Here is a 25,185-nt window from a genome sequence, read left to right as displayed (position 1 = left end):
TACGATCGCGCCACCAGAGAGGAGCGAAAAAGTATGAAACAGTCCGTTGCCGCTTTAGTAGCAAAAACGCTGGAAAGCGCCGGCGTCAAACGCATTTGGGGCGTAACCGGGGATTCGCTTAACGGATTGAGCGATAGTCTGAATCGTATGGGCACCATCGAATGGATGCCGATGCGTCATGAAGAGGTGGCGGCATTCGCCGCCGGCGCCGAGGCGCAGATTAGCGGCAAGCTGACGGTTTGCGCCGGCTCCTGCGGTCCCGGAAATCTGCATCTGATTAACGGCCTGTTTGATTGCCATCGCAATCACGTTCCGGTACTCGCCATTGCGGCGCATATTCCTTCCAGTGAAATCGGCAGCAACTACTTTCAGGAAACTCATCCGCAGGAGCTATTTCGCGAGTGCAGCCACTACTGTGAGCTGATTTCCAACCCGGAACAGCTTCCCCAGGTATTGGGCATCGCCATGCGTAAAGCGATCCTCAATCGCGGCGTGTCGGTAGTGGTACTACCCGGCGATGTGGCGTTAAAACCCGCGCCGGAAGAGGCGTCGGCGCAGTGGTATCCGCCGCAGCGGCCCCTGGTCCGGCCCAACGAAAGCGAGATGCGCAAGCTGGCCGAGCTGCTGAATGGGGCGAAAAATATTACGCTGATGTGCGGCAGCGGCTGCGCCGGCGCGCATGATGAGGTGATGCAACTGGCCGACGCGCTGAAAGCGCCGGTGGTGCACGCGCTGCGCGGCAAAGAGCATATCGAATATGACAACCCCTACAGCGTCGGCATGACCGGTCTGATCGGCTTCTCATCCGGCTACCACGCGATGATGAATGCCGATACCCTGGTACTGCTGGGTACGCAATTTCCCTATCGCGCCTTCTACCCGACCGACGCCACCATCGTGCAGATAGATATCAATCCCGGCAGCCTCGGCTCGCACTGCCATGTCGACATGGCGCTGGTCGGCGATATCAAATCCACGTTGACCGCTTTGCTGCCCCAGCTAGAGGTAAAAACCGATCGCGCTTTCCTCGATAAGGCGCTGAAGCATTATGCCGATGCGCGTAAAGGGCTTGATGACCTGGCGACGGCCAACGATAAACAGGCGATCCACCCGCAGTATCTGGCGCAGCAGATTAGCCGTTATGCCAGTGAAGACGCCATCTTTACCTGCGATGTGGGCACGCCGACCGTCTGGGCGGCGCGCTATCTGAAAATGAACGGCAAACGTCGCCTGCTCGGCTCGTTCAGCCACGGCTCCATGGCCAACGCCATGCCGCAGGCGCTGGGCGCCCAGGCGCTCAACCGCGATCGCCAGGTTATTTCGCTGAGCGGCGACGGCGGCTTCAGCATGCTGATGGGCGATTTTCTGTCCATCGCCCAGCTCAAGCTGCCGGTGAAAATCGTGGTGTTCAACAATAGCGTGCTGGGATTCGTCGCCATGGAGATGAAGGCCGGCGGCTATCTGACGGACGGCACGGAGCTGGATAATCCCAACTTTGCGGCGATCGCCAACGCCTGCGGCATCAAAGGCATTCGCGTGGAGAAGGCCTCCGAGCTGAACGCCGCGCTGGAAGAGGCTTTTGCCTGCGACGGTCCGGTGTTGCTCGACGTTATCACCGCCACCGAAGAGCTGGCGATGCCGCCGCAAATCAAACTGGATCAGGCAAAAGGCTTTAGTCTTTATATGCTGCGCGCCATTATCAACGGACGCGGCGATGAAGTGATTGAGCTGGCGAAAACCAACTGGCTGCGCTAAAACCGCAGCGGCTGACGCCGGGCCGCCAGCCTTGATGGCGAGGCGGCCGCCCGTTTCAGCGCATACCCTTACTGCCGGCTATCCGCGTCGTCCTCTTCGGCCGCCGTCAATGGCGTTACTTATCCAGCCGGGAGACATAATCGCGGCGCGGCCGGCCGGTGTAGATCTGCGTGGGACGATAAATCTTGAGTTCCTGCTCATGCATTTCATTCCAGTGGGCAATCCACCCGATGGTGCGCCCCACGGCGGAGACCACCGTAAACATGGATGACGGCAATCCCATCGCCTTCAGGATGACCGCCGTGTAGAAATCGGCGCTGGGATACAGCTTATTCTCCAGGAAATAGGCGTCGGTGATGGCGATATGCTCCAGCTCAATGGCGACCTGCAGCAGGCTATCCTCCATACCCAGTTCGCTGAGCACGTCGTAACAGGTTTTACGCAGAATGGCGGCGCGCGGATCGAAATGGTGGTAGACCGAGTTGCCGAACCCCATCAGCCGCAGCGATTTCCCCCCTTCTTTCGCCTGCTTTACAAATTCAGGAATACGATCCACCGTTTTGATCTCTTCCAGCATGCGCATACAGGCTTCGTTCGCGCCGCCGTGCAGCGGCCCCCACATTGAAGCCAGGCCCGCCGCGATACAGGCGAACGGATTGGCGCCGGATGAACCGGAAGCCCTCACAGCCATGGTGGACGGACACTGGCCGTGGTCAGCGTGCAGAATCAGGATGCGATTCATCGCCTTTTCCAGCACCGGGTTCACTTCATATTTTTCCGCCGGAACGGAAAACAGCATATGCAGGAAGTTGCCGGTGTAGGAGAGCGAATTGCGCGGATAAACCGCCGGCTGCTCAATGGAATATTTGTAGCTCATCGCCGCCAGCGTCGGCATTTTCGACAACAGCCGGGTGGCGGCCAGTTCGCGGTGCTCCGGGTTGTCAATATCCAGCACATCGTGGTAGAACGCCGCCAGCGCGCCCACCACCGCGCACATCAGCGCCATCGGGTGGGAGTCGCGACGAAACCCGCTGAACATACGGCTAATCTGCTCATGAACCAGGGTATGGCGGGTAATGTTATTGGCGAATTTGGCATATTCGTCCTGCGAAGGCGCCTCGCCGTGCAGAAGGATATAGCAGACCTCGGTAAAATCGCATCGATCGGCCAGTTGCTCAACAGGAAAGCCCCGATGCAGCAACACGCTGTTGGCGGCATCAATATAGGTAATCGACGATTCGCACCCGGCCGTATTGGCGAATCCGGGGTCGTAACTGCATAACCCTTTTTCACCAAGCGGGCGGATATCCACGCCGTTTTTCCCCATCACCCCTGAACGAATATCCAGCGTGACATCTTCCTGTCCGTCTACTCTCAGGGTGGACTTTCTTACTGTCATCGATATCTCTCCTGACCGAGTTAGTCATCGTGGTCGTTACTGTTTGCCAGGGCGTAACCCGCCATTGAACCACTCTATTTAATACGCTAAAAACGCGGCGTCGTTATTATAATCTTACGTAATATTGATTCAGATAAAGTTTACTCCGCCCGCATCACCCTTACCGCCGATTTGACGAACCGGGTATTTGAAGCTACCACAATCGGAGTCCCTTGTGGGAACGCCGCGCCTCCTTTTTTCTCCAGCGGGTACGGCTGGCATTTTCCGCCGCCAATCCGTATAACTGTCCTCCAGCTATTTAATCCACTCATTGATGACTATCGATATCAGACCTATGAATGATTCATTAAACCAGATCATCGCCGGCGAATTGCAGGCCAGAACGGAACAGGTAGACGCCGCCGTCCGCCTGCTGGACGAGGGGAACACCGTCCCTTTTATCGCGCGTTACCGCAAGGAAGTCACCGGCGGACTGGACGATACCCAGCTGCGCCAGCTGGAAACCCGCCTGGGCTACCTGCGTGAACTGGAAGATCGTCGCCAGACAATTCTGAAATCCATCGACGAACAGGGAAAACTGACCGACCAGCTCGCCGATGCCATTAACGGCACGCTGAGCAAGACCGAACTGGAAGATCTCTATCTGCCCTACAAACCCAAACGCCGTACCCGCGGGCAGATTGCGATTGAGGCCGGGTTGGCGCCGCTGGCTGACGCGCTATGGCAGGATCCCGCCCAGGAACCCGAACAGGCGGCGCTCGCCTATGTCGACGCCGACAAAGGCGTGGCGGATGCGAAAGCCGCGCTGGACGGCGCGCGCTATATCCTGATGGAGCGTTTTGCCGAGGATGCCGCGCTGCTGGCGAAAATCCGCGATTACCTGTGGAAAAACGCCCACCTGGTTTCCCGCGTGGTGGAAGGGAAAGAGGAAGAAGGGGCAAAATTCCGCGACTATTTCGACCATCACGAGCCCATTTCCCAGGTGCCATCCCACCGCGCGCTGGCGATGTTTCGCGGCCGCAACGAGGGGGTATTGCAGCTTTCTCTGAACGCCGACCCGCAGTTCGAAGAAGCGCCGCGTGAAAGCCGCTGCGAACAGATTATCATCGACCATTTGAGCCTGCGTCTGGGAAATGCCGCGGCGGACGGCTGGCGGCGCGCGGTCATCAGTTGGACCTGGCGCATCAAGATCTTGCTGCACCTCGAAACCGAACTGATGGGCAGCGTGCGCGAAAAGGCGGAAGACGAAGCGATCAATGTCTTTGCCCGCAACATGCACGATCTGCTGATGGCGGCGCCGGCAGGCATGCGCGCCACCATGGGACTGGATCCGGGGCTACGCACCGGCGTAAAAGTCGCGGTGGTGGACGCCACCGGCAAGCTGGTCGCCACCGATACGATTTACCCGCATACCGGGCAGGCGGCCAAAGCCGCGGCCGTTGTCGCCGCCCTGTGCATCAAGCATCAGGTCGAACTGGTGGCGATCGGCAACGGCACCGCATCGCGTGAAACCGAACGTTTCTTCCTTGACACGCAGAAACAGTTTTCTGAGATCAAGGCGCAGAAGGTGATCGTCAGCGAGGCGGGAGCCTCGGTGTATTCGGCGTCGGAGCTGGCCGCGCAGGAGTTTCCCGATCTGGACGTTTCCCTGCGCGGCGCGGTCTCCATCGCCCGTCGCCTGCAGGACCCGCTCGCCGAGTTGGTGAAAATCGACCCGAAATCCATCGGCGTCGGCCAGTATCAGCATGACGTCAGCCAAAGCCTACTGGCGAAAAAACTGGACGCGGTGGTGGAAGACTGCGTTAACGCCGTCGGCGTCGATCTGAATACCGCCTCCGTCGCGCTGCTGACCCGCGTGGCCGGCTTAACGCGGATGATGGCGCAGAATATCGTGGCCTGGCGCGACGAAAACGGACGTTTCCGCAGCCGCGGCCAACTGCTGAAAGTCAGCCGTCTGGGACCGAAAGCTTTCGAACAGTGCGCGGGCTTTTTGCGGATCAACCATGGCGATAACCCGCTGGACGCCTCTACCGTTCACCCGGAGGCCTACCCGGTGGTGGAACGTATTCTGGCCGCCACCGAACAGGCGCTGCAGGAACTGATGGGCAACCCCGGCGCGCTGCGCAGTCTGAAAGCGGCGGATTTCACCGACGAGCGTTTTGGCGTTCCAACGGTGACCGACATTATCAAAGAGCTGGAAAAACCGGGGCGCGACCCGCGGCCGGAGTTCAAAACCGCCAGCTTCGCCGACGGCGTGGAAACCATGAACGATCTGACGCCGGGTATGATTCTGGAAGGTTCGGTGACCAACGTCACCAACTTCGGCGCCTTTGTGGATATCGGCGTCCATCAGGACGGGCTGGTCCATATATCCTCTCTCGCCGATCGCTTCGTTGAGGATCCGCACCAGGTGGTGAAAGCCGGGGATATCGTCAAGGTGAAGGTGCTGGAAGTCGATCTGCAGCGCAAACGTATTGCGCTGACCATGCGTCTGGACGAACAGCCGGGAGAAACCGCCGCCCGCCGCGGCGGCGCGCGCGAGAATAACGCGTCGGGCCAGCGTCCGGCGGCTAAATCCCGGCCTCGCCAGGCCGGCGCGCCGGCGGCGGGCAACAGCGCCATGAGCGACGCGCTGGCCGCCGCGTTTAAAAAGCGCTAAAGCGGAAACCTAACGAACACGGCGGCCAAAATAGCCGCCGTGTTCAACGCAGCGATACCACATATCGCTCGGTTTTTTTACGCTTATCGTCAACGCCGCATAACGGCCGCTACTCCCCGCGCAGCGCCACCGCGGGCGATTGCCGGTAGGACAACATGGCGGGAATGGTCAATACCGCGGCGGCGACAAGCAGCAGAATCAGCACAAAAACCACATCATCCCGCTCCAGCGCAACAGGCAGCACAAAACCGCTCTTTTCGCTCATCATCACGGCAATCGCCCGCGCGGCGGCATAACCAACGCCGACGCCCAACAGCACCCCGGCGCTGACCAGCGACATCAGCCCGCACCAGATCAGCGCGAAAATGCCGTAACGCGGCGCGCCGAACGCCCGCAGCGCGCCGATTTGTCGCTGCCGTTGGCGCAGGTGCATCACCGCCACCATCGCCACCGCCACGCCGACCAACGCCTGCGTGCCCAGCGAAATGTAAACCAGCAGTTCCCGGATATCGCCCAGAATAGAATAGAGCTTCACCAGCACTTCGCCGGGGAATACCGCCTGGGTCGTATTATTGCGGTACAGCGAACGCAGCTGATAAGCCCCGGCGATGGTTTTCGGCTTCACCACAATGGCCGGCACCCCGGCCGGATGATGATGTTCATCGACGTGCTCCACTTCCCCATCATGATGTTCATCGCCATGGCGTTCATCCGCCGCGTGTTCATGGCCGTCGTCGTCGTCATGCTCCTCACCCTCATGATGCCCGCCGTCGCCATGAGGGTCAATGCCATGTACCAGCCAGACCGCATTCACCGGCACCAGAATCGCCTTATCCCAGGCGCTGCCGTCGGCCGGCAGAATGCCCACCACGGTATATTTCACCCCTTCATGCTGATGCGCGCCTTCGGCGCCGATCTGCCCATGGACCGGGCTGAAGGTATCGCCTAGCGTCAAACCGGTGTTCGCCCCCACCACCGCCTCAAAATTCTGGTTAAATATCCGCCCGGCCAGCAGCTGACGCTTACCGTTATCCGTCACCAGCGGCTCCGTGGTGCCGACTATCGGCATCCCTTGATAGAAATCGCCAAACGCCACCGGCGCCGCCCAGGCGACCAGCGGATTGCTCGCCAGATCGTCCAACACCCGGGCGGGGATCAGCGTCAGAGCGGAAGGCTGTAGGAAAACCGACGACAGCACCAGCTGAGTTTCGCTGCCCGGCGCGCCGATGACCAAATCAAAACGCTCCGCCGCTTTTGCGCTCCCCATGCGTAGCGCCCTTTCCTGTAGGCTGACGGAAATGCTTAACGCCGTCGCCATCGCTATCAGCAGCACCACGACCAATACGCCCGGCCATAATCGGCGCCAGTCAACCCAAATCAAACGCCATGGGATCATCGTTTACTCTCCTGTTGCGCGCTGTCCGAAACCAGCCGCCCTTTCTCCAGTTGCAGGCAACGCGTCATCTGCGACGCCAGACGCTTATCGTGGGTAATGGCGACCAGGGTGGCGTTATTCCTACGCGCCAGCGTAGCCAGCAAATCCGAGATTTGTTCGCCGCTGTGCGCATCCAGACTGGCGGTCGGCTCGTCCGCCACAATAATTTCCGGCGAACTCAGCAACGCTCTGGCTACGGCGACCCGCTGTTTCTCGCCGCGGGACAGCACCTCAACCGGGCGGCGGCCGGTCGCCAGCCCGACCTGCGACAACAGATCGATAGCGCGTTGCTTCAGCGCCGCCGGTATACGCCAATAATGAAAATGCGCGGGCAGCAATACATTTTCCAGCGCGCTCATGCCGGGAAACAGATGGAAATCCTGCATCACCAGCCCGACATGTTCGGCCCGCCAGCGATCGCGCTCCGCTTCGTTCAGCCGCCGAATATCCCGGCTCGCCCACAGCACGCTGCCGCTACCGCTGTTATCCATACCGGTAATGGCGTTCGCCAGCGTGGTTTTTCCTGAACCGGAGGGCCCCATTACCGCCACCAGCGAACCCGCGGCGATATGCAACTGCGGAATATCGAGCACGGCGTCCGAAGTATCGGGAAAGGTGACACTCAGTCCCTGAATCAGTAACTCAGCCATGGTTTCTCCTACAAGGTATCGAACGTCGCGTCACGCATCCGCAGCAGGCTGACAAAACCGGTTTGCGGATCGGTCCATGAGCCGTACTCCAGCACACCCTCCACTTCAATCATGGTGTTGTTCTGAACGAAGGTTTGCCGTTTGGCGAGGTAGATCACGACGATGTCTTCCGGCCAGTCGGCGTCAGAGGAACAGAAAGGACACAATGCCATCGGCATTTTGGTTAACACAAAGAATTGCGATTCGGCCTTCAATGGCGGCGCCATAAAGCCGCGCATCGTTACCCGCTTGCCGGATAGCGCCTTTACCTCGTCCGAGAATTCCAGCCCCAGTACGCCATAAGACGCATAAAGCTTGTCGAAAGAGAGTTCGGGCGGCGCCGCTTTCGCGGGAAGAGCGCAGAGCAGGAACAGCACGGCCAGCGCCGTTCGCCAGAAGGATAAAAGCGGGGTTTCCCCCGCTAGAGTGCCATTGAACTTAATCATAGCGTTGGATTATTTTTTATCCTGCGGCTTCAGCGCCAGCGCATCGACCATCACCCGGAACAGGTCGCTATTTTCCATATAGCCGCGGATACGCTCGGCGCCAGGGCCGCTGGCCTGAATTACCATATCGTCCACGGCATGAACGCCGGTGTCGGAAGAGCGCGGCAGGATCCCTTCGCGGAATACCGCGCCCGGCACGTTTTCATACGCTTTGTTGGCGACATACTGGTCTTTTTCATTCTTAATGGCCGGTACAAAAGTCCCATCCAGTTTCGGACGGAAAGTTTCGTAGTAGTCAGGGAAGTTATTGAAGAAGACCGCCAGACGTTTGGAGACGTTCACGTCGTCCGGATAGCCGTCTTTATTGGCGTCCCGGTAGTTCGGATAGCCGGCGTCCTCATACACCCCGACTTTTTCGCGCATTTCCGTACCCGGTTTGTCGTCATCCACCGTCCCGATGATGGAGATGCCGTGCGTGTGATCGCCCGTTACGATAATCAGCGTATCCGGGTGTTTCTCAACAAACTTTTTGGCGATCGCTACCGACTGATCCAACATAATGGTGTTATAGAACGCGCGCTCCCAGTCCAACGGGTGCGAAGCCTTATCGATCAGCGCGGATTCCACCATCAGGAAGAAACCGTCCTTGTTTTTAGACAGCACATCCAGCGCCGCCTGGGTCATTTCGGTCAAATCCGGCTGGTTGGGGAATTTTTTGGTAACGTCGTTCTTCAGGAAACGGCGATCCAGCACGCCATCCATGTTGCCGGTATGGAACAGCCCCAGCAATTTGGTGGCCTGAGAGGCGTTCTTTTTCAGCGTGTCCGCGTCGGTCACCAGCGTGTAGCCATCCTGCTGGAATTTTTCCACATAGTTGGTTTCGTCTTTGCGTTTGGAGCCGGGCGTGCTTTTCGGCAGGAAATAGGCCGAGCCGCCGCCGAGAATGACGCTGGGCTTGACGTTGTAAAACATTTTGACGATTTCCGCCTTATCCGCGCGGCGACGGGTGTGGGATACGACGGCGGCCGGCGTGGCGTCTTCAATTTCGGCATCGCTGACTACGCCGACGGACATGTTGGTCGACCGGGTAATCAGTTCGCCCAGCGTTTCCTGCTTAGGATGCTCCAGCGAGTTTTTACTGCGGCTAACGTAAACGCCCAGCGCGTTCACGCCGGATTTGTGACCGGTCATATAGGCGCTCATGGTATTGGCGCTGTCTGCCGCGATGGAGTCGGTGCTGGAGGTGCCGCCAAACGCCATGTATTGCAGATCGTCAATCGCCAGGCGGCCGTCGGCCTTCCCTTCGGAAATCCCTTTGGAGAGGATGCGGGCGCCGGTACGGTGCGCCACAGATAGGCCGTCGCCGATAAACAGGATCACGTTTTTGGCTTTGCGCGTATCAGGCGTCTGATAGACATCCCACGTGACTTCGGCGTTTTTCCCTTTAGCCTGCGCATTCACAACGTATTTACCCGCCGTGGGCAAATGCACATCCCTTACCCAAACGGCGGATACGTTTTCACCGTCTTCACGTTCAACAAAGGTGGCCGATTTACCGAACACCTGTTGATAATCTTTGCCGTTGATCAGGATTCGAATATCTTCCGGCTTTACTACTTCGTCAAACTCAACCTTAAAATCGAATTTGCCGCCCGCCAGCATTGTCGCGCGGTCAATGGGATAAATGGCCTGTGCCTGGAGCATTCCCGGTAAAGCGGAAGCGAACAGTAAAGGCAGTAACCAACGAGCTTTCATCGTGATGTCCTTGGATTGCAGAATTAGCAGGACATAACGTAATTACTTTTTTTTACAGTTTGATGAATATTGATATTAGTTAAGACGCCTGGATACACTTACCCCGCCACGTCCTGCCGCTGGCTAAACGTCAGAATCCGCTCCACGACTTCATCAGGATGGGAGATAAAGGGCGCGTGCGCGGCTTTCGCCACCACGATCGAGTCGGATCGCGGCCATTGCCGATCCAACAGCCCCGCCACCCTGCGCGGCACCAGCCCGTCCAGCGCGCCGTATATCCGTAGTAAAGGCAGCGTTAGCGCCGACATCGGCTGGCGCAGATCCGCCTGACGCAGGATCTCCAGCCCGCCGTTCAACACCTCAGCCAGGGGCATCGGCTGCTCCAGCACCACGCGCTTCAGCAAGCGGGCATCTTGCCGGGCGGTGACCGTGCCCAGCGTTTGCAGCGCCAGAAAACGTTCGACGGTACGTTGAAAATCCTCGCTGAGCTGTTGCTGGAACCCGCGCAGCACTTCCGATTTAATGCCGGGCCACGCCTCTCTGGCGCTAAAGCAGGGGGAGGAGGCGACGGTAATCAGCCCGCTCGCCCGCTGCGGCGCGCTTAACGCAATCTGGCTGGCGACCAACCCGCCCAGCGACCACCCCAGCCAGATAGCGCGTTCCGGCGCCTGGGCCAGCACCGTCGCCGCCATCTCTTCCAGCGGCATCGCGGCAAATCCCCGGCTTCGCCCATAGCCGGGCAAGTCCACCAGATGCAGGCGAAAATGCGGCGCCAGCCGCGGCGAAATGCAATGCCAGACCTGCGCATTCAACCCCCAGCCGTGCAGCAACACAAGATTCGTTTTGCCCGCGCCTTCAGTCTGCCAGTACAACGATTTCATCAGTTATCATCCTGCCTTAAGGAAAATTATTTCAGGGAAGCGCCTATGTTAACCATCGCAGCGCACTGCTGGCTATGCCGGCTGCCTCTTTACCACAGCCGACACGGGATTTGCTCTTGCTGCCAGCGTCATTTGCCGCCGCCTCCCCAGTGCTGCCCGCGCTGCGGCCTGCCGAGCGGCGATCCCGCCAGGCCGTGCGGCCGCTGCCTGCAAAATCCGCCGCCCTGGCAGTCTCTAACGTTTGTCAGCGACTATATCCCGCCGTTGAATACGCTGGTGAAGCTGTTTAAGTTTCACGGTAAAACGGAACTGGCGCCGGTTCTGGCCCGGCAGCTCCTACTGCGCTGGCTGGCGAACTACCGCGAGCGCGCGCTGCAGGCGCCGCCGCCGCGGCCGGATCGGCTGGTGACCGTGCCTCTGCACAGGCATCGCCACTGGGCGCGCGGCTTTAACCAGACGGAGCTGCTCGCCCGGCCGCTGGCGCACTGGCTGGAGTGCGCTTACTCCCCCCGGACGCTGCGGCGTTTGCGCCGAACCCGGATTCAGCAACGGCTTAGCGCTGAAGAACGGCGTAAAAACCTACGGGGCGCGTTTGCCTGCGATGCGCGATTGACGGGGCAGCGGGTGGCGCTGCTGGACGATGTGGTGACCACCGGCAGTACGGCGGCGGAAGCAAGCCGCGCGCTGCTGGCGCGGGGAGCGGCGAGCGTTCAGGTGTGGTGTTTGTGCCGAACCTTGTAGTTCGCGGGAGGATGGGCGTATTATAACCGATAAGTATGATCAACATTGAGTTTAACACTATGATCCGTATTACTGACGCGGCACAGGAACACTTCGTAAAATTGCTGGCGAAACAGGAAGAAGGCACGCAAATCCGTGTTTTTGTCATCAATCCCGGCACGCCCAACGCGGAATGCGGCGTATCCTACTGTCCTCCGGATGCCGTTGAGGCCAGCGACACCGAGCTGAAGTTTGAAAAGATTTCGGCTTACGTAGACGAACTCAGCGCGCCGTACCTGGAAGATGCCGAGATCGATTTCGTCACCGATCAACTGGGCTCCCAATTGACGCTGAAAGCGCCAAACGCCAAGATGCGTAAAGTGGCCGACGATGCGCCGTTAATCGAGCGTGTGGAATACGTGCTGCAATCGCAAATCAACCCGCAGCTGGCGGGCCACGGCGGCCGCGTCACGCTGATGGAGATTACCGACGACGGGCTGGCGATTCTGCAATTCGGCGGGGGCTGCAACGGCTGCTCAATGGTCGATTACACGCTGAAAGAAGGGATTGAAAAAGAGCTGCTGGAAAAATTCCCCGAGCTGAAAGGCGTGCGGGATCTCACCGAGCATCAGCGCGGCGAACACTCCTACTACTGATTGTTTCCGGCTCCCGGCCGCCAGGCGGCCGGCGTCGATGTCGTTTCCTGGAAGAGATTCAACTTTTATACCGTCATACTTCAAGCTGCATGTGCGTTGGCTGCGTCCAGTCACCCGAATCACTTACTTTGTAAGCTCATCGGGATTCCTTCTCTTGCCGCGTTATTCGGCCTGAGGGCCTCACCCCTTTGGGGTCAGCGCAAGCGCTGTTCAAAAACGCTTTGCCGTTTTTGTCCTGCAGCTCGAGTTATTTAGGGTATATGCGTTATCAGGTGAAAACGTTTGGTTTCACTCTCGCCCCTCATCGCATACAGCAATTCAGTAAGCGTATCCAGCCGGTCGATAATTTTCATGCCTAAATAAAAGTAGCCGTAGATCTGATTTTCCACCGCCAAATTCTGCCGTTCCTCATTTTTCGGCTGACTGTCCATGATTTTTTTCAGTTCAAGCATCACCTCATTTTTAAATTCGCGATAATGGAATTTTTTTATTCCTTCCTGATCTCTAATATTGTCGCGAATGAAAGATTCCAGCATAACGAATCGGTACTGAATGGCATTATTGATTTGGGCCGACAATGAGGATTTATTAATAATATTATGGCTCGTTTCGCACTCCCAATAGGCCATTTCGATTAATACCAGATAAGAGGTTAAATCCTGAATACACTCCTGAATACTGATATAGGTCGCTTTAGCATGCTTGATCTCCTTCTGCGCGGGTCCGGACAGTTTAATAATATCCGCAATAATTTTTTTATTTTTCATATTTAACTGGCGCAGATCCAGTTTGGTGAAAATATTTCTCGATAGATTAGCGGCATAAAGCAGATGTAAATTCGATATAAGCTTAAATAACTCTATATTCCAATGAATACTCGCCTTATGTGGAAATATGCTGGAAAAAATGACTGCCATCAGACAACCGATGAATATATCGGATATTCTCCACAGGGCGATATCCAGATTCCCTTCCGTGGCGGTGACCACCACCGATAGCGAAATACCGATAAGAATGGCGGCATAAGGCACTTTGCTTAACACCAGGTAGCCACAGGTAAATATTCCCATGGCGATAGGGATCAGCGCCAAAAAAGCATTATATTTACCGATATAAAAAGAGGCGATGCTAAAAACAATCCCGATTAGCGTACCCAGAACACGCTGGATGGCCCGGGGATAAACGCTGCCTTTATAGGACATCGGTCCCATTATCACCACCAGCGTGATAAATATCCAGGACACATCTTCTATTGTTTTTATTTTTGAAAAAATCAGCAGACAGCAGAGAAATGCCATCGTCAGCCGTATCGCGTGCGATACTCGATAATACCTATACTGTATATTTTTTATTTTACCTTCTATTTTCATAACGCCTTTCTTTTAAAATCAAAATAGCAATAACGGAAAAAGAAGCAATTGAAACAATGGCGATAAATAATGAGTCGCCCGAAAAAAAATGATGATCGTATTTAATCATCATTAGGGACAGCGCCAGTAGAATATAGGCGATATATTTTATGCATTCCTTGATGAAACTGGTTCTTTTATACCTCAGATCGGATGAACAGTGAGGACAGGTAGATTGCTTAAGCGCAACCAACCTTCCGCATTTCGGACAACAATGGTATGTCATAATTATTACCCCGCTCTCCTCCATCATTTCTTATCCGATCAAACATATTTCTTTTATACCCTTCATACTGCAAGCTGCAGTATGAAGGGTATAAAAATGATGTGCCATTTAACGCATGTAATCAAACGTAATTTTTTATTTCATTTTCCTATTTTCACGCGCGGCGGCGGCGCGGCAGGCGTCCGTCGCATACCGCCCGTACGCCGCAAAACAGGCGCCGCTCGCTACGGGGCAATGCGCTTTATTTGACCGGCGCGCCGCGTCGCAGATCGATGTCGCGAATCAAGCGTTCAAGATAGCGATCGGCGAAGATCGACTCCAGCGTGCGGCTCAGTTTGCGCCGCCAGTTCGGGTATTCCCGATTGGTGCCCGGCACATTCACCGGCGCGGACATATCCAGCCAATCTTCCAGCTGGAAGCCCACCAGGGCGCTGGCGCTGTCCGCCATATAACGCTGAACGCCCCGGTTAAGCGGCGCGCCCATGGTCGTCAACGATGAATTCCGCCCCACCCGCTGCGGCAAAAGCCCGTGCAGATGCAAGGCGTCCAGCAGGCCCTGTTTCGATTTTTCACGCGAACGCACCTGCTGTTGCAGCAACTCGGCGCTTGGGTATAGCCCCAAATCTCTGCCCAGCGATAGATCCAGCGCCTGCCAATAGCCGCGCAGCGTGGGGAGATCGTGGGTGGCGATCGTCGCCAGCGCCTGGCGGGGATAGTCGGCGGGCGCACGAAAGCGATATTGTTCATCATGTTCAAAGAACAATACCTTATAGGAGTAGATACCAACGTCATGCAGTTTGCCGACGATCTCCGGTGGTACCGTTCCCAAATCCTCGCCGATCACCAGGCAGCGGTGGCGCTGGCTTTCGAGCGCCAGTATCGCCAGCAGGTCGTCCAGCGGGTAATGCACATAGGCGCCGTTCACCGACGGTTCCGCTTTGGGTATCCACCATAGGCGCATCAACGCCATCACATGGTCGATGCGCAACGCGCCGCAGTGCGCCATATTGCTGCGCAGTACGTCAATAAAAGGCTGATAGCCGCGCTGCCGCAGCATATTGGGGTTCATCGGGGAGAGCTGCCAGTTTTGCCCCTGCGGCCCCAACGGATCCGGCGGCGCGCCGATTGAGGCATCCTGGCAATATAGCTGCCGTTCATCCCAGGTCTCCGCCCCGCCCTGGGCGACCCCGACCGCTAAATCGCGATATAGCCCGATAGGCAGGCCAAGCTGCTTACTGTGCGCAAAACACTCCGCCAATTGTTCATACGCCACCCATTGCAGCCAGCAATAAAACGTCACCTCGTCGGCATGCTCATGGCGAAACGACTTAACGCTCTCGCCGTGTACGTCATGGTAGCAGGCCGGCCACTGTAGCCAATCCGCATGATTTTCGCCCTGACGTTTCAGATAGGCTTGCAGCGCATCGAACGTCGCCTGCAGCTGTAGACTCTGTCCGCCGTCGGCCACGAACTGACGAAAAGCGCTGATGCGCGGATCCAACGCGCTGCGGGTATTAAAATAGCGAAAAGCCAACCGTAGCGCGCTCAGCTTGAGCGCGGTGACCTGCTCATAATCAACCCAGCGCTCCGCGCGCCGAGCCGCCACCGCACGCTGCGTATCATCGCGCGACCACCAGAGCCGCGCCTCCGCGCTCTGCTGAAAATCGTCCACCCGATTGACGTCGATATAAATAATATTCAGCCAATGGCGGGAAGAGGGGCTGTATGGGCTTGCCGCCTCGGGCGCCGCCGGGTACAGGGAGTGAACCGGGTTCAGCCCCACAAACGCCCCGCCGCGGCGGGCGATCTCTTCCACCAGCTGGCGCAGGTCGCCAAAATCGCCTACGCCCCAGTTATTCTGCGAACGCAGGGTATAGAGCTGCACGGTCACGCCCCACCAGCGTTTCCCCTGTAGCAGCGCCTCCGGCTCGTAGCAGCGATGGGGGGCGATGATGATTCGACAGTGCCAGCGCTGTTCGTCCTGCGTCAGCCTGAGGTGGTGATATCCCACGGGAAGTTTGGCGGGGAGAGTCAGGAGCGTGCCGCCGGTCGCTCGCCCCTGAACCTGGCCGCCGTTTTCGTACATCAGCGTCCAGACGAATTCTCCGCTGCCGCTCAGACTGATGACGGCATCCTGCCCCTGAAGGAAAACCCCTACCGGCGGCAAAGGCGTACCGCCGCTTCCGGCGATATCCATCATCGCCAGCAGCCTGTTCCGGATCGACGCGTCAACAGCCCGTTCATTGCCATAAGCGTCCGTGTATGTTTCCGCAATGCCCGTCGATTGAATGGTCGAACTTCCCGCCTTGAATGCCATCTTGCTTTTCCTTAACAACGCGCTTGCCAAATGCGTTTCTGGTAATCATGAATCGCCCGGTCCGAGCTGAACATTCCCATTCTGGCCGTATTGAGTACGCAACGGCGGGTCCACTCTTCCGGTTCACGATATGCCGCATCCACACGCTGCTGCACCTGACAATAGGGCGCAAAATCAGCCATAAGCAGATAAGGGTCGCCGCTTTGCAACAGGCTGTTCAGCAACGGGGCGAACGCCTGCCGATCCCCCTGGCTGAATGCGCCGCTGCCCAGCTCATCCAAGATATCGCCCAGTAGAGGGGTCGCGGCGATATAGTCGGAGGGTCGGTATCCCTGCGCCTGCAATGCCGTTATCTGTTCAACCGTATGGCCGAAAATAAACAGATTCTCCGCGCCGACCTGTTGGGCGATCTCGACATTGGCCCCATCCAGCGTCCCCACCGTCAGCGCCCCATTCAGCGCCAGCTTCATATTGCCGGTGCCGGAGGCCTCTTTGCCTGCCGTCGAGATTTGTTCAGAGACATCGGCGGCCGGGATCGTCAACTCGGCCAGCGATACGCGGTAATCGGGAAGGAATACCACCTTAAGGCGATCGTTGCAGCGGCTGTCCCGATTGATCTTTTCCGCTACCTGGTTAATGGCATAAATGATGTTTTTCGCCAGCACATAACCCGGCGCCGCCTTCGCTCCAAACAGAAAGACGCGCGGAACTATATCCAGATGCGGGTTATCGCGCAATTGTCGATAAAGAGAAAGAATATGCAGCAGATTCAGATGCTGGCGCTTATATTCGTGCAGCCGCTTGATCTGTACGTCAAACAACGCCTGCGGGTCAAGCGCCAGCCCATAAGATTGCTGCAGGCGGCGCGCCAGCCGCACCTTATTGTCATATTTTATTTGCCGGTAACGCGCGCGGAATTCGGCGTCATCCGCGTAAGGCTCCAGCCCTTTTAACGCCGGTAAATTGTTCTCCCACGCCGTATCCAGCGCGTCGTCAATCAGCGCGGACAGCGCCGGGTTGCACTGTTTCAGCCAGCGGCGCGGCGTAATGCCGTTCGTCACATTGTGGAATTTGCCGGGCCATAGCCGGTGATATTCGGGGAACAGATCATTCACCACCAGCTGCGAATGCAGCGCCGCCACGCCGTTTACCGCAAAGCAGCTCACCACGCACAGGTTGGCCATGCGGATTTCTCGCCGATGACGCACCGCCAGCTTCGCCCATATCCGGCGATCGCCGGGCCATACCCGTTCCGCCTGAGCGTGAAATTGGGCGTCAATCCGCTTGATGATGGAAAGGTGACGCGGGAGCAGGCGGCCAAACAGCCTTTCGTCCCAGCGTTCCAGCGCTTCCGGCATTAACGTATGGTTGGTATAGGCGAAGACGCGTCCGGTTATCGACCAGGCCTCATCCCAGTGCAGGCGGTATTCGTCCAGCAGCAGCCTCATAAGTTCCGGGATCGCCAGCGTCGGATGCGTATCGTTAAGCTGGATAACCTCGTAATCGGGCAGTTGCGCCACATGCCGCCCCGCCTGCCGGTGCCGGCGCAGAATATCGGCCACCGAACAGGCGCACTGAAAATATTGCTGCATCAGCCGCAGCCGCTTGCCCGCCGCGTGATTATCGTTCGGATAGAGCACCTTGGTCAGGCTGGCCGCCGCGATGCCGACCTGTTCCGCCTGAAGGTAGCGTCCCGCATTGAACAGCGCCAAATCGAACGGATGGCGGTGGGTCGCCTGCCAGAGCCGCAGCGGCTGGATGCGGCCGTTGCCGTATCCTATCACCGGCAGGTCGCTGGCTTCGCCGCGCACGTGGAAAGCCGGCAGCCATCGCTCGCCGCCGTCATCCTGCGGCTGCAGGCGGCCGCCGAAACCGACGTCTACCGCCAGCTCCGGACGCGGCAAAAACCACGGATAGCCGTCGCGATGCCACTCATCGGGGGTTTCCTGCTGGTGTCCCTGCGCAAAATGCTGACGAAACAGGCCGTACTGATAGTTAAGCCCATAGCCGATCGCCGGCTGTCCGACCGTCGCCATCGAATCCAGAAAGCAGGAGGCCAGCCGCCCTAATCCGCCGTTGCCCAAGGCGGGATCGGCCTCCTGCTCCAGCACGTCGCTCAGCTCGATCCCCTGCGCCGCCAGCACGCCGGCGACGTCGTCATACCATCCCAGATTCAACAGGTTATTCCCCGTCAGGCGGCCGGGAAGAAACTCCATCGACAGGTAGTTGACATGACGCAGGGGCGGCCGGTCAGCGGCGTCGTTCGGCGAAAGGGAAAGCGCGGCGCGAGCGGCCAGCTGTTCGGCCAGCGCGGCGCTGACGGCGCGCCAGCGCTGAGCCGGCGTCATCAGGCGCAAAGAAGAAACGCCGTGATACTGCTGTTGGCGAAGCAGGGCCGCCGCAAACTCTGATGGGTTAAACGCAAACTGCGACATGGTGCCTCTCCCTTATAATCCGTCACGGAAAAGGCACGCCTGGATTAGCACAACTCCAACTGCACCTTATATTGTTCAATGATTTTCAATACGCTGGGCGGCGGCAGCCGATCGGTGAAAAGATAGTCGATCAAATCCATATTGCCCAGATTTACCATGGCGTTGCGGCCAAATTTAGAATGATCCGTCACTAGCATGACGCAACGGGAATTCTCAATGATTGCCCGTTTGGTGCGTACTTCATGGTAGTCAAACTCCAGCAATGAGCCGTCCATGTCAATGCCGCTGATACCCAAAATACCGAAATCCAGACGAAACTGAGAGATAAAATCCAGGGTCGCCTCGCCCATGATGCCGCCGTCCCGGCTGCGCACTTCGCCGCCGGCGAGGATTAAACGAAAATCCTCTTTTGCCGTCAGCAGCGTCGCCACATTCAGGTTATTGGTCACCACCCGCAGCTTTTTGTGCTGCATCAGCGCATGGGCGACCGCTTCCGGCGTGGTGCCGATATCAATAAACAGCGTCGCGCCGTCCGGGATCTGGCTGGCGACCTGACGGGCGATACGCGCCTTCTCTTCGGACCACATCATTTTACGGTCATTATAGGCGGTATTAACCGAACTTGAAGGCAACGCCGCGCCGCCATGGTGACGGTGGATCTTATTCTGCGCGGCCAAGTCATTCAGATCGCGGCGAATGGTTTGCGGGCTCACCGCAAAATGCTCGACCAACTCTTCAGTGCTGACATACCCCTGACGGCGCACCAGTTCAATGATGGCCTCATGACGTTGTGTTTGCTTCACGTTCATCCCCTAAACATTCCGGATTTACCGGCGGACGGTTTTATTATAGGTATCCCAAAAGGCCATCAATAGCCCGGCAATCAGCCCTGCCACATGCGCCGCATTGGCTATCGACATCCCTAAAATATCGAAATATCCGGCTATCAGCCACAGCAGCGCGAAAATCATCACGCCCCGCGGCATAAATAAATGTCCGTCCGGCTCCCGTTCGCCGCGCAGCCAGACGTATCCCATCAGCGCATACACCACGCCGGACAGACCGCCGAAGTAAACGCCGCTGAACCAGGACTGCGCCCAGCCGCTCACCAGCGCGGAAACCAGCGTGATAACCAGCAGCTTGCCGGCGCCCAACGCTTTTTCGACCGGCCCCCCCAGATACCACCACCACATAAGGTTGAACGCCAGGTGCAGCAGGGAAAAGTGCAACAAAGCATGGCTGAACCAGCGCCACAGCTGTAGCTGCTGCCCCTCGCCCGGAAACGACAGCCAAGCCATCACGCTTTCATCGCCTGAAAACTGCATCAGGATGAACACCGCAATGGTCACGACCATGACGGATAGCGTCAGCGGCCCGGCCTTCTGTTTCAGCGTTTGCAGGTAAGAGTAACGTTGGTATTGAATACCGGAATCCATTGATCCGGTTTGCCAGCTCGCCGCCAGATAGCGCGGGTTCCCCGGATCGCGCAGAAAAACCTCCAGTTCTTCCTGAACCGTGCGCAGCTGCGCTTCATCATCCAGCCACAGTTCAGCCTCATGCCCCTGAGGGCGCATGTCCAGATGGATCTGCCGCGTGCGCATGTAATCGACAAACGCCTGAGCCAGACGCGGGTTGGATAACGTAATAACTCGAATCATGAAGGTATACCGGATAGTGTCGAATACGGGGCATATCCGACGTAAGACGATTGAAACGATAGATAATACCCCATGACGCGCCGGGTTAAACACCGAGAATGCGCTGCGGGAAATAAAGCGCCCGGGAAAGGCGATCGGCGCTGACGGGTAGCGCAGGGCGCATCATGTTCCGCCGACGCCGCCGACATCCTGCGGATAGCGGTTTTGCCAGGCCTCAAAGCCGCCGTCAATGCTGTATACCGCCTCAAAGCCCAGGTTTATCAAATACTGCGCGGCGTTACGGCTGCTAATACCGTGATAGCAAATCACCATGACCGGCGCGGCAAAATCGGCCTCGCGCACAAAATCAGCCAGGGTGTCGTTCGTCAGGTGCGCCGCGCCGGGAATATGCGCGGCCGCGAAACTTTGCGGATCGCGAATATCGACGACGATGCCGTTTTCCTGCCAGCGGGAATGGGCTTGCTCAAGCGTAATGGCTTCGAATTGTTCCATTGAAAGTGACGACCTTGTTAATGATAGGGGGTATTTTGGTTACAGGTGGCGCCATTGTAGCGCGTTATGCCGCCTAAAAAACCCGACAAACCCTATGGATAACGGGCGACGCGTCACACCAGAATAACCTCGACCCCCAGCTCGCGCAGCTGGGCCACGATCTGCGCATTCGCCTGTTTGCCGGTAATCACGACGTCAATCTGCTCCACCCGGCTAAACAGCATACCGGCGCGTTCGCCGACCTTGCTGCTATCAACCACCACCGCCAGTTTGCCGACATAGTTGAGCATCTTTTGCTCCGCCATCGCGGTCAGCATATCGGTTTTATATAAACCTTCCGCCGTCAGCCCCTTGCCGCTGGTAAACATCCAGTGGCCGGCGTAAAGACTGGCGTCGCCTTCCTGCGGCGCCAGCGTGATGGACTGACTTTTATTGTACTGCCCGCCCATGATGACCACGCTGTCGTGTTCCTGTTCAATCAGATAATTCGCCAACGGCAGATAGTTGGTGATCACCTGAACGTCTTTGCCGCAGATCTCCTGCCCCAGCAGAAAAGCCGTGGAGCCGCAGTTAATCACCACGCTTTCCCCCGGGCGGCACAGCTGCGCCGCCGCTTTGGCGATACGCATTTTCTCGTCCAGATTGTGCGCCTGGTAAATGTTGAGCGGCGTCCAGGCCGGACGGGGAGTATTCACGGCTTCGGCGCCGTTGCGCACTTTGCGCAGTTTGCCCGACTCATCAAGCTTATTGATATCCCGCCGGGCGGTGGCGGGAGAGACGTCAAAGCGCTCAATCAGATCGGCGACGGTCAACTGTCTTTGCCGCTGCAGGAAATCAAGGATGGCGTTATGGCGCTGCGATTCGGTCATACTGGCCCCGCTAAATAAATTCTAATCGCCGATTATAATGAGCGTTTTCGATAATTTGAATCATAACTTGTCAAAAGTACGCACGGATATCGGCCAGCGGTAAAAATAGGCGCAACGAGCGGGGATAACACGGGCGGATTGCGCCGCCCGGCGCGTTTACAGGAAGGATTTAAACGGCAAATCCGGCTCCATGGTAAAGCAGTCGTCAAACCCGCGCGGGTAGTGATACTCCAGATTATCTTTATCCTGCGGCCAGGTGAATTTCCCGCCCACCTGCCAGATAAAGGGCTTAAAGCCATACTTCAGACGATCCTTCTTCATTTCCCACAGCACGCGGATCTCCTGCGGGTCGGCCTGGAAGTTGGACCAGATATCATGATGGAACGGAATGACGACTTTGGCATTCAAGGCCTCTGCCATGCGCAGCATATCGGAGCTGGTCATTTTATCGGTAATGCCGCGCGGGTTCTCGCCATAGGACCCCAGCGCCACATCGATGCGGTGTTCGTTGCCGTGTTTGGCGTAGTAGTTCGAATAGTGGGAGTCCCCGCTATGGTAGAGGTTGCCGCCCGGGGTTTTAAACAGATAGTTCACCGCCCGCTTGTCCATACCGTCAGGCAGCGCGCCTGCGGCTTTTTCATCGGCCGGAAGGGTAATCAGCGCGGTGCGGTCGAACGCATCGAGCGCATGAATTTCAACATCTTTAATCTTGATGACATCGCCCGGTTTTACCACGATGCAACGCTCGCGCGGCACACCCCAGCCGACCCACAGCTTCACGCAGCTTTCCGGGCCAATAAAGGGGACGTCGCCGTCGACGTTTCTCATTACGGCGGCGGCCACGTTCACGTCGATATGATCGTTATGATCGTGCGTCGCCAGCACCGCGTCAATTCGGCGAATAGCGAAGGGATCGAGCACAAACGGCGTGGTACGCAAGTTAGGCTGTAATTTCTTCACCCCGGCCATGCGCTGCATCTGGTGGCCCGACTTCATCAGCGGATTGGCGTGGCTTTGCTTCCCCGTGCCGCACCAGAAGTCCACGCAAATATTCGCCCCCTCCTCCGATTTCAGCCAGATGCCGGTACAGCCCAGCCACCACATGGAAAACGTGCCGGGCGCCACCTGTTCCTGCTCTATCTCTTCATTCAGCCAGGTTCCCCATTCCGGAAAGGTACCGAGAATCCATGACTCGCGGGTAATGCTGTCGATTTTGCTCATAGTGTGAACCTCTTCATCGATCGGATTGGCGTAGACTTTCATTAAACAATCAATTGGTGATCATTTTATGAATTTAAATGATTTTATATTGAGAATCTATCACCGTTGACGCGCGCTGACAATCGACTATTTCATCGTCGCGCCCGGCGAGCTTTAGCCCTGACATTGGAATCCAGGCGCAGATCCGACAGCGTAAAAACAAATCAACAATATGAAAAATAAAGATAAAATCTATTTTTTCGTTTTTTTTAACCCTGAGTGCCTGTGGTCATAAAGGATATTTGAGAAGCCAATCACAAATAATCAACAAACGCCTTTTTGTGATTATTAATGATTGCTAGAGTGTTCTGGCCCTACAAAAATGCCTGCCGCGCCAGCGCAATCCGAATGTGGCGCATCACAGGTGACCAAAGGCCGAGCCGAACGGAGTGCTTATGGAAACCCTCTATAATATCTTTACGATTTTCTTTAATCAGGTCATGACCAACGCCCCGCTGCTGCTGGGGATAGTGACGTTTCTCGGTTATTTGCTGCTGCGTAAAAGCGCTACCGTCATCATTAAAGGCACGATCAAAACGATCATCGGCTTTATGCTGTTGCAGGCGGGCTCCGGCATCCTGACCAGCACCTTCAAACCCGTCGTGGCGAAAATGTCCGAGGTGTACGGCATCAGCGGCGCCATATCGGATACCTACGCCTCCATGATGGCCACCATCGAACGCATGGGCGAAGCCTATAGCTGGGTCGGCTACGCGGTATTGCTGGCGTTGGCGCTGAATATCGTTTACGTCCTGCTGCGCCGCCTCACCGGCATCCGCACCATCATGCTGACCGGCCACATAATGTTCCAACAGGCCGGCCTGCTCGCCGTGTTCTTCTATATCCTCGGCTATCCGATGTGGACCACCATCATCTGCAGCGCCGTGCTGGTCTCCCTCTACTGGGGCATTACGTCGAACATGATGTATAAACCGACGCAGGCGGTAACGGACGGCTGCGGTTTCTCCATCGGCCACCAGCAGCAATTCGCCTCCTGGATCGCTTATAAACTGGCGCCTTATCTGGGGAAAAAAGAGGAGAGCGTGGAAAACCTGAAGCTTCCGGGCTGGCTGAATATCTTCCACGACAACATCGTCTCCACCGCGATCGTCATGACGGTTTTCTTCGGCGCGATCCTGCTCTCCTTCGGCCTGAACACCGTGCAGCAGATGGCGGGAAAAACGCACTGGAGCGTCTATATCCTGCAGACCGGTTTCCAGTTCGCCGTCGCCATCTTCATTATTGTGCAGGGCGTGCGCATGTTCGTCGCCGAACTCTCGGAAGCGTTCAACGGCATCTCCCAACGGCTGATCCCCGGCGCGGTGCTGGCTATCGACTGCGCCGCCATTTACAGCTTCGCCCCCAATGCGGTGGTCTGGGGATTTATGTGGGGCACCATCGGTCAGCTGATCGCCATCGGCATTCTGATCGCCATCGGCTCCCCCATCATGATCATCCCCGGCTTTATTCCCATGTTCTTCTCCAACGCAACCATCGGCGTATTCGCCAACCACTTCGGCGGCTGGCGGGCGGCGCTGAAGATCTGTCTGGTCATGGGCGTCATTGAAATATTCGGCTGCGTCTGGGCGGTAAAACTGACCGGACTCAGCGCCTGGATGGGCATGGCGGACTGGTCGATTCTGGCGCCGCCGTTAATGCAGGGCCTGACGTTCGGCCTGTGGTTTATGAGCGTCGTTATCGCGATCGCCCTGGTTTATATGGCCTACGCCGGCCGCACGCTGCGGGCGGAAGAGGACGCGGAAAAGAAACTCGCCCAATCATCGGCGACAAATTAATTCTGGAGAACGCATCATGACAGTAAGAATTCTGGCCGTATGCGGCTGCGGGCAAGGCAGCTCAATGATCATGAAAATGAAAGTGGATCAATTTCTGACCCAGCAGGGCGTCGACCACAGCGTAAACAGCTGCGCCGTAGGGGAATATAAAGCGGAACTGAGCGGCGCGGACATCATCATCGCTTCCACCCACGTCGCCGATGAAATCACGGTCAGCGGCAATAAATATGTGGTCGGCGTACGCAATATGCTTTCCGCCGCCGACTTCGGGCCAAAACTGCTGGAAGTCATCAAGGCGCACTTTCCCGCGGACTTGAAGCGATAGGGG

Annotated in this window: 20 protein-coding genes; 6 read left to right on the top strand and 14 right to left on the bottom strand. The window is 57.2% G+C overall.

The features are described 5' to 3' along the window. The first annotated feature begins 33 nt into the window (after positions 1 to 33). The gene (gene poxB / locus VSX58_RS14605; protein ID WP_327618732.1) at positions 34 to 1,755 is read left to right on the top strand and encodes a ubiquinone-dependent pyruvate dehydrogenase; all 1,722 of its coding nucleotides are present in this window, start codon (positions 34 to 36) and stop codon (positions 1,753 to 1,755) included. A gap of 115 nt (positions 1,756 to 1,870) precedes the next feature. Here poxB and VSX58_RS14600 read toward each other — a convergent pair whose 3' ends face one another. Beyond that, positions 1,871 to 3,154 (bottom strand): citrate synthase, encoded by a 1,284-nt coding sequence (locus tag VSX58_RS14600; RefSeq protein WP_327618731.1) that lies wholly within the window; start codon positions 3,152 to 3,154, stop codon positions 1,871 to 1,873. A gap of 334 nt (positions 3,155 to 3,488) precedes the next feature. Between VSX58_RS14600 and VSX58_RS14595 the strand changes: the two genes are divergently transcribed. After that, a complete protein-coding gene (locus VSX58_RS14595; protein ID WP_327618730.1) occupies positions 3,489 to 5,813 on the top strand; it encodes a Tex family protein in 2,325 nt (774 codons plus the stop codon). Positions 5,814 to 5,922: 109 nt separating this feature from the next. Here VSX58_RS14595 and VSX58_RS14590 read toward each other — a convergent pair whose 3' ends face one another. The 5 genes from VSX58_RS14590 to bioH all read right to left on the bottom strand — a co-directional run bounded on the left by VSX58_RS14590 (position 5,923) and on the right by bioH (position 11,019). Next, entirely contained in the window at positions 5,923 to 7,209 is a 1,287-nt protein-coding gene (locus tag VSX58_RS14590; RefSeq protein WP_327618729.1) for an FtsX-like permease family protein, read from the bottom strand. Then, on the bottom strand, positions 7,206 to 7,898 hold the full coding sequence (locus tag VSX58_RS14585) for an ABC transporter ATP-binding protein (protein WP_327618728.1): 693 nt from the start codon (positions 7,896 to 7,898) through the stop codon (positions 7,206 to 7,208). The genes VSX58_RS14590 and VSX58_RS14585 overlap by 4 nt, the downstream gene beginning before the upstream one ends. An 8-nt stretch (positions 7,899 to 7,906) precedes the next feature. Next, complete coding sequence (locus tag VSX58_RS14580; RefSeq protein WP_327618727.1) at positions 7,907 to 8,383, bottom strand: hypothetical protein; 477 nt, start codon at positions 8,381 to 8,383, stop codon at positions 7,907 to 7,909. A 9-nt stretch (positions 8,384 to 8,392) separates the two neighbouring features. Next, a complete protein-coding gene (locus VSX58_RS14575) occupies positions 8,393 to 10,138 on the bottom strand; it encodes an alkaline phosphatase (protein WP_327618726.1) in 1,746 nt (581 codons plus the stop codon). Between the two features lie 98 nt (positions 10,139 to 10,236). Continuing rightward, complete coding sequence (bioH, locus tag VSX58_RS14570; RefSeq protein ID WP_327618725.1) at positions 10,237 to 11,019, bottom strand: pimeloyl-ACP methyl ester esterase BioH; 783 nt, start codon at positions 11,017 to 11,019, stop codon at positions 10,237 to 10,239. A 45-nt stretch (positions 11,020 to 11,064) separates the two neighbouring features. Here bioH and gntX point away from each other — a divergent pair, with 45 nt between their 5' ends. Both gntX and nfuA read left to right on the top strand, forming a co-directional pair. Continuing rightward, positions 11,065 to 11,760: a DNA utilization protein GntX gene (gene gntX, locus VSX58_RS14565; protein WP_327618724.1), complete on the top strand. Its 696-nt coding sequence runs from the start codon at positions 11,065 to 11,067 to the stop codon at positions 11,758 to 11,760. A gap of 59 nt (positions 11,761 to 11,819) precedes the next feature. Beyond that, entirely contained in the window at positions 11,820 to 12,395 is a 576-nt protein-coding gene (gene nfuA / locus VSX58_RS14560) for a Fe-S biogenesis protein NfuA (RefSeq protein WP_208229475.1), read from the top strand. Positions 12,396 to 12,646: 251 nt separating this feature from the next. On the opposite strand, the gene VSX58_RS14555 is transcribed toward nfuA, so the two are convergent. The 8 genes from VSX58_RS14555 to ulaG all read right to left on the bottom strand — a co-directional run bounded on the left by VSX58_RS14555 (position 12,647) and on the right by ulaG (position 23,022). Beyond that, positions 12,647 to 13,765: an FUSC family protein gene (locus tag VSX58_RS14555; RefSeq protein WP_327618723.1), complete on the bottom strand. Its 1,119-nt coding sequence runs from the start codon at positions 13,763 to 13,765 to the stop codon at positions 12,647 to 12,649. A gap of 506 nt (positions 13,766 to 14,271) precedes the next feature. Next, positions 14,272 to 16,347 (bottom strand): 4-alpha-glucanotransferase, encoded by a 2,076-nt coding sequence (gene malQ, locus VSX58_RS14550; RefSeq protein WP_327618722.1) that lies wholly within the window; start codon positions 16,345 to 16,347, stop codon positions 14,272 to 14,274. 11 nt (positions 16,348 to 16,358) lie between these two features. Further along, positions 16,359 to 18,782 (bottom strand): maltodextrin phosphorylase, encoded by a 2,424-nt coding sequence (gene malP / locus VSX58_RS14545; protein WP_327618721.1) that lies wholly within the window; start codon positions 18,780 to 18,782, stop codon positions 16,359 to 16,361. A gap of 44 nt (positions 18,783 to 18,826) precedes the next feature. Then, entirely contained in the window at positions 18,827 to 19,585 is a 759-nt protein-coding gene (locus VSX58_RS14540; RefSeq protein ID WP_327613815.1) for a DeoR/GlpR family transcriptional regulator, read from the bottom strand. Between the two features lie 24 nt (positions 19,586 to 19,609). Further along, positions 19,610 to 20,440 (bottom strand): rhomboid family intramembrane serine protease GlpG, encoded by an 831-nt coding sequence (glpG, locus tag VSX58_RS14535; RefSeq protein WP_327618720.1) that lies wholly within the window; start codon positions 20,438 to 20,440, stop codon positions 19,610 to 19,612. Positions 20,441 to 20,602: 162 nt separating this feature from the next. Continuing rightward, complete coding sequence (glpE, locus tag VSX58_RS14530; RefSeq protein ID WP_327618719.1) at positions 20,603 to 20,932, bottom strand: thiosulfate sulfurtransferase GlpE; 330 nt, start codon at positions 20,930 to 20,932, stop codon at positions 20,603 to 20,605. A 113-nt stretch (positions 20,933 to 21,045) separates the two neighbouring features. Beyond that, positions 21,046 to 21,801 (bottom strand): HTH-type transcriptional regulator UlaR, encoded by a 756-nt coding sequence (gene ulaR / locus VSX58_RS14525; protein WP_327618718.1) that lies wholly within the window; start codon positions 21,799 to 21,801, stop codon positions 21,046 to 21,048. 156 nt (positions 21,802 to 21,957) lie between these two features. Then, the gene (gene ulaG, locus VSX58_RS14520) at positions 21,958 to 23,022 is read right to left on the bottom strand and encodes an L-ascorbate 6-phosphate lactonase (protein ID WP_327618774.1); all 1,065 of its coding nucleotides are present in this window, start codon (positions 23,020 to 23,022) and stop codon (positions 21,958 to 21,960) included. 434 nt (positions 23,023 to 23,456) lie between these two features. Here ulaG and ulaA point away from each other — a divergent pair, with 434 nt between their 5' ends. Further along, positions 23,457 to 24,857 carry a PTS ascorbate transporter subunit IIC gene (gene ulaA, locus VSX58_RS14515; RefSeq protein WP_327618717.1) on the top strand — a complete coding sequence of 467 codons (1,401 nt, stop codon included), beginning with the start codon at positions 23,457 to 23,459 and terminating at the stop codon, positions 24,855 to 24,857. A gap of 16 nt (positions 24,858 to 24,873) precedes the next feature. Then, positions 24,874 to 25,182, top strand: a complete 309-nt coding sequence (gene ulaB / locus VSX58_RS14510; protein ID WP_327618716.1) for a PTS ascorbate transporter subunit IIB — start codon at positions 24,874 to 24,876, stop codon at positions 25,180 to 25,182. Positions 25,183 to 25,185: the final 3 nt, after the last annotated feature.

Origin of the sequence: Brenneria populi (assembly GCF_036016195.1) — a bacterium.
In the GTDB taxonomy this organism is placed as follows: domain Bacteria; phylum Pseudomonadota; class Gammaproteobacteria; order Enterobacterales; family Enterobacteriaceae; genus Brenneria; species Brenneria populi.
This window is presented reverse-complemented; position numbering and strand designations above follow the sequence as displayed.